14 protein-coding genes and 1 other RNA gene are annotated in these 13,611 nt (G+C 40.0%); 13 read left to right on the top strand and 2 right to left on the bottom strand.

Features of this window, described 5'->3' with window-relative positions; translation table 11 throughout:
• Positions 1–10 precede the first annotated feature (10 nt).
• The 3 genes from accA to CSC79_RS14555 all read left to right on the top strand — a co-directional run bounded on the left by accA (position 11) and on the right by CSC79_RS14555 (position 2,718).
• Positions 11–967, top strand: coding sequence for an acetyl-CoA carboxylase carboxyl transferase subunit alpha (gene accA, locus CSC79_RS14565; RefSeq protein WP_087530680.1), 957 nt, complete (start codon positions 11–13; stop codon positions 965–967).
• Positions 968–1,054: 87 nt separating this feature from the next.
• Complete coding sequence (gene tilS, locus CSC79_RS14560) at positions 1,055–2,368, top strand: tRNA lysidine(34) synthetase TilS (protein ID WP_099296485.1); 1,314 nt, start codon at positions 1,055–1,057, stop codon at positions 2,366–2,368.
• On the top strand, positions 2,365–2,718 hold the full coding sequence (locus CSC79_RS14555) for a hypothetical protein (RefSeq protein ID WP_099296484.1): 354 nt from the start codon (positions 2,365–2,367) through the stop codon (positions 2,716–2,718). Before tilS ends, CSC79_RS14555 begins: the two co-directional genes overlap by 4 nt.
• 20 nt (positions 2,719–2,738) lie before the next feature.
• Here CSC79_RS14555 and CSC79_RS14550 read toward each other — a convergent pair whose 3' ends face one another.
• The gene (locus CSC79_RS14550; RefSeq protein WP_099296483.1) at positions 2,739–3,635 is read right to left on the bottom strand and encodes a GGDEF domain-containing protein; all 897 of its coding nucleotides are present in this window, start codon (positions 3,633–3,635) and stop codon (positions 2,739–2,741) included.
• A gap of 157 nt (positions 3,636–3,792) precedes the next feature.
• On the opposite strand from CSC79_RS14550, the gene CSC79_RS14545 reads away from it, so the two are divergent.
• Positions 3,793–5,769: a monovalent cation:proton antiporter-2 (CPA2) family protein gene (locus CSC79_RS14545; RefSeq protein WP_099296482.1), complete on the top strand. Its 1,977-nt coding sequence runs from the start codon at positions 3,793–3,795 to the stop codon at positions 5,767–5,769.
• A gap of 32 nt (positions 5,770–5,801) precedes the next feature.
• Here the strand turns inward: CSC79_RS14545 and CSC79_RS14540 are convergent, their stop codons facing one another.
• Entirely contained in the window at positions 5,802–6,947 is a 1,146-nt protein-coding gene (locus CSC79_RS14540; RefSeq protein WP_099296481.1) for a patatin-like phospholipase family protein, read from the bottom strand.
• A gap of 175 nt (positions 6,948–7,122) precedes the next feature.
• On the opposite strand from CSC79_RS14540, the gene CSC79_RS14535 reads away from it, so the two are divergent.
• From CSC79_RS14535 to CSC79_RS14505, 9 genes are all read left to right on the top strand, one after another.
• On the top strand, positions 7,123–7,989 hold the full coding sequence (locus CSC79_RS14535) for a DUF3014 domain-containing protein (RefSeq protein WP_099296480.1): 867 nt from the start codon (positions 7,123–7,125) through the stop codon (positions 7,987–7,989).
• Between the two features lie 131 nt (positions 7,990–8,120).
• Positions 8,121–8,217: signal recognition particle sRNA small type (ffs, locus tag CSC79_RS14530), an RNA gene on the top strand.
• Between the two features lie 132 nt (positions 8,218–8,349).
• On the top strand, positions 8,350–8,979 hold the full coding sequence (locus CSC79_RS14525) for a TnsA endonuclease N-terminal domain-containing protein (protein ID WP_099296479.1): 630 nt from the start codon (positions 8,350–8,352) through the stop codon (positions 8,977–8,979).
• Entirely contained in the window at positions 8,972–9,175 is a 204-nt protein-coding gene (locus tag CSC79_RS20270; RefSeq protein ID WP_237114033.1) for a hypothetical protein, read from the top strand. Before CSC79_RS14525 ends, CSC79_RS20270 begins: the two co-directional genes overlap by 8 nt.
• Positions 9,145–10,791, top strand: a complete 1,647-nt coding sequence (locus CSC79_RS14520) for a transposase family protein (protein WP_237114032.1) — start codon at positions 9,145–9,147, stop codon at positions 10,789–10,791. The genes CSC79_RS20270 and CSC79_RS14520 overlap by 31 nt, the downstream gene beginning before the upstream one ends.
• 2 nt (positions 10,792–10,793) lie before the next feature.
• The gene (locus tag CSC79_RS20265; protein ID WP_237114031.1) at positions 10,794–11,336 is read left to right on the top strand and encodes a TniB family NTP-binding protein; all 543 of its coding nucleotides are present in this window, start codon (positions 10,794–10,796) and stop codon (positions 11,334–11,336) included.
• The gene (locus CSC79_RS20260; protein WP_237114030.1) at positions 11,321–11,794 is read left to right on the top strand and encodes a hypothetical protein; all 474 of its coding nucleotides are present in this window, start codon (positions 11,321–11,323) and stop codon (positions 11,792–11,794) included. The genes CSC79_RS20265 and CSC79_RS20260 overlap by 16 nt, the downstream gene beginning before the upstream one ends.
• A 124-nt stretch (positions 11,795–11,918) precedes the next feature.
• On the top strand, positions 11,919–12,731 hold the full coding sequence (locus CSC79_RS14510) for a hypothetical protein (RefSeq protein ID WP_099296478.1): 813 nt from the start codon (positions 11,919–11,921) through the stop codon (positions 12,729–12,731).
• Between the two features lie 70 nt (positions 12,732–12,801).
• On the top strand, positions 12,802–13,392 hold the full coding sequence (locus tag CSC79_RS14505) for a GGDEF domain-containing protein (RefSeq protein WP_099296538.1): 591 nt from the start codon (positions 12,802–12,804) through the stop codon (positions 13,390–13,392).
• Positions 13,393–13,611: the final 219 nt, after the last annotated feature.

Below are 13,611 nucleotides of genomic sequence, written 5' to 3'. Positions count from 1 at the left end.
AGTTTAGAGCATGAGCCTCAATTATCTTGATTTTGAGCTTCCAATCGCAGAATTAGAAGCAAAAATTGAAGAGTTACAAAATATAAGCCGCGCTGGCGAATTAGACCTTGAGTTAGAAGAGGAAGTCAGCCGATTAAAAGAAAAAAGTGCCCAACAAAAAGAGGAAATATTCTCTAAATTAGGTGCTTGGCAGGTTTCTCAGTTAGCCCGTCATCCGTTGCGTCCTTATACTCGAGATTATATCGAGCGCATTTTTACGGAGTTTGACGAGTTAGCGGGTGATCGTACTTTTGCAAATGATCCGGCTATTTTAGGTGGTGTAGCACGTTTTGAAGGTCAACCAGTAATGGTGATCGGTCAACAAAAAGGACGTGATACAGCTGAAAAAATTAAACGCAACTTTGGTATGCCAAAGCCAGAAGGTTACCGTAAAGCATTACGCTTAATGGAAATGGCTGAACGTTTTAAAATGCCAATAATGACTTTCATCGACACGCCGGGTGCATACCCAGGTGTTGGCGCAGAAGAGCGTGGTCAATCTGAAGCTATCGCACGTAACTTAAAAGTAATGGCTGCACTAAAAGTGCCAACCATTTGTACGGTTATTGGTGAAGGTGGTTCAGGTGGTGCTTTGGCAATTGGTGTTGGCGATCGCGTTAACATGTTGCAATACAGCACTTACTCAGTAATTTCGCCAGAGGGTTGTGCTTCAATTCTTTGGAAAAGCGCTGATAAAGCCCCACTTGCTGCAGAAGCTATGGGTGTAACCGCGGCACGCGTAAAAGAGCTTGATTTGATCAACAACCTAGTTGAAGAGCCTTTAGGCGGCGCACATCGTAACTACGATGCAATGGCGAGAAACCTTAAAAATCAGCTTAAGCGTGACCTTGCAGACTTACAAGCGTTATCGCTTGATGAGATGCTAGATCAACGTTACAAACGATTAATGTCATTTGGTTATTGCTAAAAAATAACTCGAATGCAGAAAAAAGCCGCTTTAGCGGCTNNGAGCTAGGAGCTAGGAGCTAATCATTTATTATTTTCGGTTAAATTCATGCATTCAACACCATTGTATCAACAAGTAAAAAACGCCATTGCACCGTTTGTCGATGATAATCAAACGTCATTTACAATTGCGCTCTCAGGAGGTGTTGACTCTGTGGTGTTATTGCATGTAATGAATGAACTGAAACGTGAAATACCAACGCTGCAACTCAGTGCGGTTTACGTTAACCATGGCTTGAGTAACTATGCTGATGACTGGCAAAGGTTTTGTGCTGATTTATGCCGACAATTAAGTGTCGTATTTACAGCTGCGTCAGTAACTATTGAGCAGCGAACGCGCACGAGTCTAGAAGAGCAAGCCCGAGATGCGCGCTATTTGGCATTAGATAAATACAGTGCTGAGGGCAGTGTCATTTTATTGGGTCAGCATTTGAACGATCAGCTAGAAACGTTTTTATTGCGCCTTAAACGCGGCTCAGGGTTGAAAGGTTTAGCGTCTATGCGCCAAACTCGCATACTCAAAAGTGGTCGTACTTGCTTTAGGCCGCTTTTAAATATTACACGCTCAGCCATCGAGTCATTCGCAAAAACGTTTTCGCTTGAACATATTACTGATGATTCGAATACTGATGAACGTTTTGATCGTAACTTTATCCGGCAAAAAGTGGTGCCTGTTTTATCGGATAAATTTATAGGTTTTGAAAAAAGCGCTTCACGCAGCATTACGCTACTACAGCAGCAGCAAGATTTACTTAATGAGTATATCCAGCAAGATTTAGCCAAGTGTCAAAATGACACCCAAGGCTTAAGCTGCGCCGAACTTGCGATGTTCAGTGCTGCACGCCAAGCAAATGTTTTGCGTTGCTGGCTTGAGCAATTTACCGCGCTCATGCCATCACAAAAGCAAACTGAGCAAATCTTAGAGCAAGGTATTAATGCACAGGTTGACGCGCAATTAAAAATACAATTAAAAGATGGCCATATTCGCCGTCATCAAGGTTTTTTGTATTTTGTAATTCACCAAACACAAGAGCCATTGGTTGTAACTGCGCAATCTGGAAACACATTTATACTTAATAACGGTGCTCGTATTAGCCCAATACACGCAAAGGGGATAAGACCCCCCCGAGTTGATGAGCACGTAACAATGAGATTTGATTATCTTCAGGCAAAAATAAAACCCTTAAATAAACCTGGCCGTAATACATTAAAGCACTGGTTTAAAGATGCAAAAGTAGCTCCTTGGTTACGGGCCAGTGCGCCACTTATTTTTTACAACGACGAGTTAGTCCAAGTTGTCGGATACTTCATTAGTGCGAATCATGTGAGCGATGAAGGAATTATTTGGGAGTACCATGCATGAACAATCAGCCCCACGTTGGCTTATCACTTGTTAATAAAGCACCACTTGGCCTTTTAATTACGATATTAATAGCAGTGGTTGCGCACTTAGTATTTGAACTAGATGTAATGACTTTACTCTATTCACTTGTGGGTGGTTTGGTCTGCGCAATTGTTTTGATTGCTTACTGGTTAGGAAAGGGCGGAGCCTTTTTTATTGTTGGTGTGAGTATTCCGCTGGTTTTAATTGTGGTCACCCCACTGGCTACTATGGCCGCTTTACTTTATTTGGTTAGTGGCTTTTTCTTTGGTTTTTGTTTATCGCTACTGATTTATAAGTTGTTTAGTAAGCAAAAGCAAGTTGCGCCGTAAGGGGAGGCGCAACACTTGCTTTAGTAAGCTCTAGCGCAGTTACGTCCTGACGCTTTTGCTTTATAGAGCCCTTTATCTGCACGAGAGAAAACTTCGTCTTCACAATCATGGCTATTTACCAATGTGTAACCAATACTCGTAGTTACTTGATATTTAGACATAATGTTAGACTCTTCCACTAAACGCATAATACGCTGTGCGATGACTTTATTAGTAATAAATTCAGGGTCATCTATAAGAATTGCAAATTCATCACCACCAAACCTGAAAACACAATCAGTACCACGAATGCTTGATTGTAAAACAGCTGAAAATTCTTTTAATACATCATCACCTACTTTGTGACCGAAGTTATCATTCACCTGCTTGAAGTTGTCTAAATCCAACAACATTAGACTAAATGAACGATGTTGGCGGCGGCAGCGTTCGAGTTTTTCAAATAATATATCGTTAAACTGACTGCGATTGTTTAACCCTGTTAAAGTGTCTTTAGTTGCTAATCTCAGTACTCGGCTGTACATAATTGCATTTCTAAGCGGGTACACGAGTGCATTGTGTAACCCAGTGAGCTTATTACTAATATTTCCCGTAAGTGGGTACTGGCTAAAGTAAACTAGCTGCCCTAAGTGCTCGTTGTTGATATCTAAATCAAACGAGTACGGTGGGGTTGAATTATCACTTTGTGCAACCTGTGTCACACCCTGAGTGGAGTGAAACTGTATACCGGAAAAGTTAATAATCTGCTTAGCGTAGTCGGCATAAATATTGAGTATTTCATCGATATTTAAAGTTGTTTGTAACTTAGCAACTAAACTATGAATTGCTGCAGGCTCATTATTACGGTAATGCTCTGCCGAAAACGGCAGAAACTCGCCACGTGCAGAAACCCTTTGTGTCAAAATATGGACGTTTTCCACTAAATCTCCCCCCTCGGAGTGTGATGTTGGTTAGTTAAAGCGATTTCTATGCCACAATTTCAAAGTGGCTGAAAAACAGATAGTTGCTATAGTTAAAATTATTAAGTGGTAAAACTTTGACGCAGTATTTTCGGTCACAGATTATCGGGAGGTCTATTTGCAAAGTGTTCTAGCTCAAATATTTGGTTTGCTATTTGCTGCCGTCATTTTAGTGTGGCTGTTCAAGCGTGTTGGTTTGCCACCGATATTGGCTTATTTAGCAACGGGTGTGCTTGCAGGTGGGCACGGTGTTGGCTGGATAGCACAAAGTAACGAAATGCACTTTGTTGCTGAGCTTGGTATTGTTTTTCTGCTATTTAGTTTGGGGTTAGAATTTTCAATTGGTCGTTTGATGGCAATGCGCAGCATTGTTTTTGGCTTGGGCACGTTGCAAGTAGTGGTGACTAGTCTTGTCATTATGCTAATTCTACAGCTACTGGAATTTACCTTGTTGACCAGTTTTACTATTGCGACCCTAATGGCACTATCGTCGACGGCCGTTGTGGTTAAGTTACTCAAAGAGTCTGGCGATTTAAAGCATCGGCGTGGGCAGCTTGGTATAGGTATTTTGCTGTTCCAAGATATAGCTGTCGTACCACTACTCATCATTTTACCTTTATTAGCTCAAAGTAGTGGCTCAGAAGGAATAGCATGGGCTTTGGCATTAGCCTTAACAAAAGGTGCTTTTGTTTGTGTGCTTTTATGGGCGATAGGAAAGTGGGTGCTGCCCGCTGTGTTTAGCGAAGTGGCGCTGATGCGCACAGAAGAACTGTTTGTTTTAACTACCTTACTTGTCGCATTATTTGCCGCAGGACTTACCTATTTATTTGGTTTATCAATGGCATTAGGGGCATTTTTAGCTGGTATGATGCTTGGGGAAAGTCAGTACCGTCATCAGCTAGAGGCAGATATACGGCCGTTTCGTGACATATTAATGGGTTTGTTCTTTGTTACTGTAGGGATGCAGTTAGATATTCTTTTTGTTGTAGATGTATGGTTTTGGATTTTAGCCGCGCTGACGCTGATGTTTGTGTTGAAAATTGGCGTTATTGCTGTTTTAGCACAGTTCATGGGAGAGCGAAAACAGGACTCCATTGCTGCAGCTGTTATGCTTTGGCAAATGGGCGAATTTGGTTTTGTTCTCATTGCTTTGGCTACCAAACACCAGTTATTACAGGTTGAACAAGCATCCTTTTTAATTGCATTGGCTGTGATGTCGATGGCATTAACACCTTATTTAATAGAGCGAACACCTTGGATGTTGGCAAAGCTTGGCTACTTAAAAAATGCTCAAAGTTATGCAGCAAACCAACCTTCTAGCAGCACGTTATACAGTAATCATGTGGTCATTTGTGGATTTTCTCGTGTGGGACAAACTATTGCGCGGTTTTTAAAACCAGAAGCCATCGAGTACGTTGCGGTTGAATGTAACCCTGTATTGGTTCAAGAAACCAAAGCAGTAGGTGAGCCTGTTATTTTTGGCCATGTTAAGCAAAAAGACATTTTACGTTCAGCGGGAGTCGAGCGTGCGCGACTGGTTATAATTACCTTTACTGATTTTGAGCAGACGCAAATTGTTGTAGATGCAATTAAGCAAATAGCCCCAGAGGTTAAAATCTTGGTGCGTATGCGGGATGACTCCCAGCTCGAGTTATTACAAGACTTAGGGGTGACAGAAGTTGTCCCAGAAACACTTGAGGCCAGTCTGATGTTGGTTTCGCATGTTTTATATATGTCAGGTGTTCCTATGACACGTATAGTACGGCGTGTGAGCAAAGAAAGGCGTAACAGATACAAGTTTTTACACGGTTTTTTTGCCGGCGATAAATTTACCAATGATGATATAAACGCAGAGCGTTTGGAGTATTTGCATGTAATTGCATTGCCACAGGAGGCATACGCTGTAGCTAAAAGTATCGGGGAGTTAAACCTCGAAAAACGACGAGTATCAGTCAGAGCGTTGCGTCGTCAAGATCGAGAAATTGAAATGCCTTCACAACAAACCACCTTACTCAGCGGCGATATTCTTGTATTACAAGGCAAACCAAGGCGAGTAGAGCGCGTTGAACGTTACTTAATTGATGGCAGTGAATAGTGATGACATTTACTGAGAGCCCACACTTGCCCCTAATCTAACTCTAAAAACTCGCGGATCTGAGGTAACTTTTCAAGGCCATCTTTATAGCCAATACCGATTAAATGTTGGGTGTAGCGTTTTTCGAATAATAAGTAGCTGGTTAAGCTTGATTGAGAGCGCTTTTTAACACCAATCATACGCAACAGTATTTTAATAGGTAACGGCATATCATCATAATATTGCGCAGCAATTGCGTTAAAATTTTCAGATGGGTTTATCACACAGGTATCAATTTGCTTGAGTTCTTGGTGTTTTTCTCGCCCAGGCATTAGTCCAAGTGTTCTGTTAATACGCTCAAGGCGTTCTAAATCTGACTGCAAAGTATCCGTAAATACGCTATCAAGTAAATGCCCTGCAATAGATGATAAACCTGGGAAATGAGGTAAATACCCAGGAGGGTGTGATTCTTTTGGTTGATCTACACCAATTATAAAAATTTTCTTTGCGCCAAGGTGTACACATGGGCTCAACGGAGATAGTTGATGAATTGAGCCATCGCCAAAGTAATGGTTATGCACATTCACACTTGGAAAAACCATTGGGATCGCACTTGAGGCCATTAAATGATCCACGTTTATGCGTGTAGCTTGTCCCACTCGCTTAGCACGTTGCCATGGTGATTGAGTCTTGGATTGAAAAAATGCAACAGAATCACCCGTAGTATAACTTGACGCCGTAATTGATAGCGCATCCAAATAGTTTCGATGCAAATTGCGTTCGATACTTGAGAGGTCCAGTACCTCACTCAGCAAGTCTCGCAAAGGTCGATTATTTAATAGGCTCGCTGGTGGGTGATTAATATGCTCAGATTGAAAACTTGTAAGCATGTTACGGGTTATATGACCAAACACACTTAAAAAGTCGCTCTTATAGACTGTTGAAGTTGAAAAGTTTTTCCAAACATATTCTAATTTGCGTACAGCAAGGTGCGCACACGAAGCGTAACATGCCAAGGCGGCTGAATTTATCGCGCCTGCAGAGGTACCATTAATAATAGTAAAAGGCAGGGGGGCTGTTCGCGGCATACTATGAGCAAGTGCTTTCAATACACCAACTTGGTAAGCTGCGCGTGCTCCGCCCCCTGTTAAAAGTAAGGCTATTTTGGGTTTATTTTTATCGACTTGTTTTATTCTCATAGTTGCAATTAAACTGTTGACCGTCTTTACTTTATTTATTAACTGTAAGTCTTTAAGCTAGAACAATCAAAGGATACCTGAGTAAGATAACTTTTTTATCGCTTGGTTTGGAATTTCACGCACTTAGGAGACTCTAAGTGTTTGAATTATGCATTTTAATTTTTATGGAGTTCGTATGTCAGATCAATCATCGCAACCAGATGTCGAAAAACGTCCACCCAATAACAATTTGCTGTTTGCAATTGTGATACTTATTGTTATTGCATGTGCGGCTGCATTTGTATTACTTAGCTCAGAAGAGCAGCCAGAGCCTGTGGTTGAGCAAGCTCCTGTAGAGCAACCAATCCAAGAATATAAAGCCCCAGAGCCAAAAGTGACAGAGCCTGAGCCTGAAGCTTTACCAGAGCCTGAGGTTGTTAACCGCCCACCAAGTAGAGATGTAGAGCCAACACCTGAAGTAAAGCCATTACCGAGTCTTAATGACAGTGATGAAGTTGTGGTTGCAAATATTGACGAGTATCTTAGCGATCAAGTGATGGGTTTAATGATCACTGATGATGTTATTCGCCGTGGTGTGGTATTTATCGATAACTTAGCAAAAGGCAAAGTGGCAGTAAAACATGCACCTGTTGAACGCCCGCAAGAGAGCTTTAGTGTTATTGAAGGCGATATTCTTACGATTGACCCTAATAGCTATGAACGCTACACCCCTTATGTAAAAATTTTCACAAGCATGAGTGCTGCGCAAATTGTACGTTTTTATGACGAATATAAGCCACTTATAAGTGATGCTTATAGTGAAATTGGCTATCAAGGTGATGAGTTTACACAAACACTCGATGAGGCGATTGAACTATTACTTGATACACCTGAGCCAAAAGGGGATATGCCCTTACTTAGAGATTCGGTTACTTATCAATATGCATATTCAGAGTGGGAGCGTTTACCTCCAGCGCAAAAACAGCTATTACGCATGGGCCCAGAAAATATGAAAAAGGTAAAAGCCGTATTACGTAATGTTCAGAAAGAGCTAGCGAAGTAATTTTGTATAAAAAATAGTGTGATTGTGTGTTTAACATTCAATCGCACTTTCTTTTTTGATTTCCCCTTGAATAACAGTTCAAAAGTAGAGATAATCCTTCCCGCGCCAAACAAGGCCCTCAATGGTAGTCTTATTGGTCCTCTCGCAACACTAGCAGGCGAACCTGGTCAGGCCCGGAAGGGAGCAGCCACAGTTTGTGACGTGTGTGCCGAGATGTGGCTGGTAAGACTGCCACCCAAATTCCTCATTTGGTGTTGTTTGAAGTATAAGTTGACATATTTGTACTAAAAGATGGCATAAATTGGAAGTATAAGGTGGCATAGTCTAGTATTTAACCAAATGGTTAGATGGTTGACTCACATGTACAAAAGAAAACTCAAACACTCCCGTGTAAAAAACCTACATAAATTTGCTAGTCAAAAAAATAAATCTACCTGTTTAGTTGAATCCTCTTTAGAGTTTGATGCTTGTTTCCATTTTGAATTTTCACCATCAATAGCCGCATTTGAAGCACAACCACTCGGTTACGAATATGAGTTTGATAACCGTACTTGCCGTTACACACCTGACTTTTTACTTACCCACACAGACGGCACGCAAAAATTTATCGAGGTAAAACCACAAAGCAAAATTGCCGACGAAGACTTTCGTGCACGTTTTATTGAAAAGCAAACCATAGCAAAACAAGATGGACGTGATTTAATACTGGTTACAGATAAACAAATCCGTGTATACCCAACACTCAATAACTTAAAGCTTTTGCATCGCTACTCTGGTTTTCAGTCTTTAACAGAGCTGCAAGCATCGGTGCTAGAACTTGTTAAGCAATACGGCTCTATTATAGTGGGCCAGTTAGTTAGCTTTCTAAAAGTAACTGCCGGTGAGCTACTTGCTACGGTGCTACGCTTATTATCACTAGGGCAGTTATTTGCCGACTTAACTACAAATGAAATATCAATAGAAACAGCAATTTGGTCTAACAATGTTTAATGACGGGCTGTTTGAAGATGAATTTAACCAGCCATTACCAAAAGTAGAAACCAAACTACCTCAAAATTACGCCAAAGATTTACAAGCCCTTCCTGAAAAAATTAAAACTACAACATTTGCTAAGCTTAAATATATTCAATGGCTTGAGGCTAATATTCAAGGCGGTTGGACACAAAAAACCTTGAGCCTTTATTAAAATTAATGCCTGAAGTTGAGGGAGAAAAAAAGCCCAGTTGGAGAACAGCAGCACGATGGTATAGCGCTTATATAAGTGCCGATAAAAATATAATGGCGCTAATACCAAGCCATCAAAAAAAAGGTAACAGAGAGCGTGATACAGCCACCGATAAGTTTTTTGAAAAAGCACTTGAGCGTTACTTAGTAAAAGAAAAACCATCAGTGGCTTCGGCTTATAAGTATTATGCAGATTTAGTTATTATTGAAAACGACAGTGTTGTGGGCAGTGATTTAAAACCTTTAACATATAAAGCATTTAAAAACAGAGTAGATAACTTACCACAATACGAGGTGATGGTTGCGCGTTATGGCAAGCGCCTTGCTGATATTGCGTTTAATAAAGTAGAAGGGCATAAACGGCCTACCCGAATACTCGAAAAAGTTGAAATTGACCATACACCACTTGATCTTATTTTATTAGATGATGAGCTGCATATCCCGCTTGGTCGGCCAACACTTACCATGTTAGTAGATGTGTATAGCCATTGTATTGTTGGCTATTACTTTAGCTTCAGCGAACCCAGCTACGATGCAGTAAGACGAGCAATGCTAAATGCAATGAAACCTAAAAGTGAAGTAGCAAAACTATACCCCGATACGATTAATGAGTGGAAGTGTGCTGGTAAAATTGAAACACTCGTTACTGATAATGGAAGAGAGTTTTGGAGTAACAGCCTTGAACTTGCTTGTGAAGAAATAGGCATTAATACTCAATATAATCCTGTTGCAAAGCCGTGGTTAAAACCATTTGTAGAATGTATGTTCGGCACAATAAATACTGAATTATTAGACCCTGTTCCTGGTAAAACCTTTTCTAACATTTTACAAAAGCATGAATACAATCCAAAAAAAGATGCAATTATGCGTTTTACGACATTTATGCAGTTATTTCATAAATGGGTAGTAGACGTTTACCATCAGGATGCCGACAGCCGCTTTAAGTACATACCTAGCCAATTATGGGATCAAGGCTTTAATACGTTACCACCAACAATGCTGAGTAATGACGATCTTCAAAAATTAGATGTTGTGCTCAGTATTTCATATCATCGGGTACTTCGAAAAGGTGGTATACAGTTAGAAAATTCAAGCTACGACAGTACTGAACTAGCAAACTATAGAAAGCAATTTAGCCACAAAGTATCTCAAGAAGTTTTAATTAAATTAAACCCCGATGATATCTCTTATATATATGTGTACCTCGATAAGCTAGAGCACTACATTAAAGTGCCATGTAAAGATCAAGACTATACCCAAGGTTTGAGTTTGAATCAGCATAAAATAAATATGCGCATTCATCGCGATTTTATTTCGAGCTCTATCGATAATGTAGGCTTAGCAAAAGCGCGCATGTTTATTCATAACAAAATTCAGAGCGAGTTTGAAGCGATAAAAAATGCGCCAAAAAACTCAAAGGTAAAAGGGGGTAAAGCGTTAGCTAAGCATCAAAATGTTAGTAGCGACTCGCAGAAATCAATAGCTCAGAGCGAGCCAGTAGAACACAAAAAGGTTACACCTAAAGAGCAGCCAACTGATAGCTGGGATGACTTTATTTCAGACCTAGATGGATTTTAATTATGCTGACTGACAAACAAAAAGAAAAGCTTAATGAATTTCGCGATGTATTTATTGAATACCCAATAATAACTACTGTATTTAACGACTTTGACAGATTAAGACTTGGAAAAGGGTTAGCGGGGGAAAAGCCCTGTATGCTTTTAAATGGCGATACAGGCACAGGTAAAACAGCACTGCTCAAGCAATATAAAGAACGACATTTACCGCAATTTATTAATGGAGTGACGAATCACCCTGTATTAGTAAGCCGCATACCCAGCAACCCGACACTAGAATCTACTTTAGCCGAGCTTCTTAAAGACTTAGGTCAAGTAGGCAGTACAGAGCGTAAACTTCGAGTAAATGGTACTCGATTAACGACATCATTAATAAAATGCCTCAAAACGTGTGGCACAGAGCTTATAATTATTGATGAGTTTCAAGAGTTAATTGAGCATAACCAAGGTAAAAATCGCCGCGAGATTGCTAATCGATTAAAATATATTAACGACGAAGCGGGTGTATCAATCGTATTGGTAGGTATGCCGTGGGCAGAAAAATAGCAGACGAGCCGCAATGGTCATCGCGTTTATTAGTGAGGCGGCAGCTGCCTTATTTTAAGTTATCAGAAAACCCAAAGCACTTTGTGCAGTTAATAATTGGCCTAGCCAACCGAATGCCATTTACTGAAAAGCCAAACTTAAGTGATCAAGCTACAGTATTTGCTTTGTTCTCATTATCAAAAGATTGCTTTAGAACGCTCAAATACTTTTTAGATGATGCCGTACTGTACGCATTAATGGATAACGCGAAAACCCTCACAACCAAGCATTTGGTCAAAGCATTTGAAGTACTGTTTCCTGATGTATCAAACCTATTTACCTTGCCCGTTGCAGAAATTACAGCAAGTGAAGTCGAGCGCTATTCACTTTATAAACCTGAAAGCGCCCAAGATGAAGACCCGTTTATAGCGACTAAGTTTACTGACCGAATGCCTATTAGTCAGTTGTTGAGGAAGTGAATTGTACTGACGTCAAAACGCAAATGTTTGACTTTAACTTACCTAAATAAGATAACATTAAAAATCAATAGCTTTGAACTCATGAGTTAGTTTGGATTTCATATATCAAAGCTGCAAGGAGCTTATGGAAAACTACATAAACTTAAACAGAGCTTTTGCTTTGATACCTGAAAGTCAGGAAAGGGAATACCAAGATGAGTGGGGCTCTTTTCTTGGTAGCTCTAAGGAGAAAGGTTGGAGCGATGTACTAAAAAAATACCGTTGCGTCATACTTGCAGAGGCTGGAGCAGGCAAAACAGAAGAGTTTAGGCAACAGGCTTTCAATTTGATGAAGCGAGGTATCACATCGTTTTTTATTCGTATCGAAGATATTGATAGCGACTTTGATGATGCGTTTGAAATAGGTTCCCAGCAGGAGTTTAGCGAGTGGTTAGATGGTAGTGGCGAAGCTTGGTTTTTTTTAGACTCAGTTGATGAAGCTCGACTAGCAAATCCAAATGCTTTCAAAAAAGCTATTAATAGATTCGCCACATCCATCTCAAACGCTAAACACCGAGCGCACATATTTATTTCGAGTCGACCCTACGCATGGAGGCCAAAAGAAGATAGAAGCATTGTAGATGATAAATTATATCTACCTCAGTGCCATGGAACGAAAGAGTGTTCAGTCCATGATGGTGCAGAGACGGAAAATGATCTTAGTGCGTTAACCGTGATGATGTTAAAGCCGCTAGATAGTGACAGAATAAAAAGTTACTGTGAAGCGCGTGATGCACAGAGTATTGACTCCCTTCTCGAAGAAATAGAACGGTTGAATTTGTGGGCCTTAGCTGAGCGGCCTTTTGATCTGGAAAACATTATTGATAAATGGCAAGAGGCAGGCGTTCTTGGTAGTCGAATAGATCTTTTCAAGTATAATATTAAATCAAAGCATTAAGAATAATAGTGTTGAGTCATATGATGAAGTGCTTGGTATTGTCGATCAACTCACGGAAGAATCAGTGCTTATGCAACAAAATGCGTATTCATTTCAGAAAAAGTTAGAAAGTGCCTACGCAGAGATATCAAATTTAAAACAAACACTTTTAAGTACTCAAGAGGCTGCTAATACTGACTCGTTAACGGGGTTGTATAACCGAGGTCGATTTGACCTTGATATCGCTCATTTTTGTAATAAGGAAGCGCCATTAGGAATGAACCATGCATTGATGTTTATAGATATTGATCACTTTAAAAAATTTAATGATGATTTTGGACATCAAAAAGGTGACGATGTACTCAAAGTCGTTGCTAATAAAGTACTTAATGCATGCGGTGATTCGTTTAAAGGATATCGATATGGTGGTGAGGAATTTTGCATTTTAGGTGATTTTTCAGGTATTTCATATGCATTAAACTTTGCGGAAAGACTTCGTAAATCAATTGCAAAGCTCTGTGTTAAAAGTAAGAAAAGTGATAAAAAACAGCGAGCTATATCAGTCAGTTTTGGCATTGCATTGTTCGAGGAGGGTAATACTACACCGGCTTTTATTGAGCGTGCGGATAAAGCATTATATTTAGCCAAAGCATATGGAAGAAACCGTGTAGAAATAGCATAAAATAGTTGTTGCCTTAACTCAATGTGAGTCAAATACTATTACACAAGCGAGGGGGATTTTGATTACTTTGGCAAGTATTCAAAATGGCGGAGTACCGTCTTGTTAGAGTAAATAAAAGCATTAACTCAACGTCACATCTGATGATTAATTTATTACAGTGATTTCCAATTAATGGCGTCATTAAGAGATTGAGTCAAAATTGGTGATCAGTTATGGTTG

Source organism: Pseudoalteromonas sp. 3D05, assembly GCF_002723455.1.
Taxonomy (GTDB): Bacteria; Pseudomonadota; Gammaproteobacteria; order Enterobacterales; family Alteromonadaceae; genus Pseudoalteromonas.
Note: the sequence above shows the minus strand (reverse complement) of the source record. Positions and strands in the feature narration are given on the sequence as shown.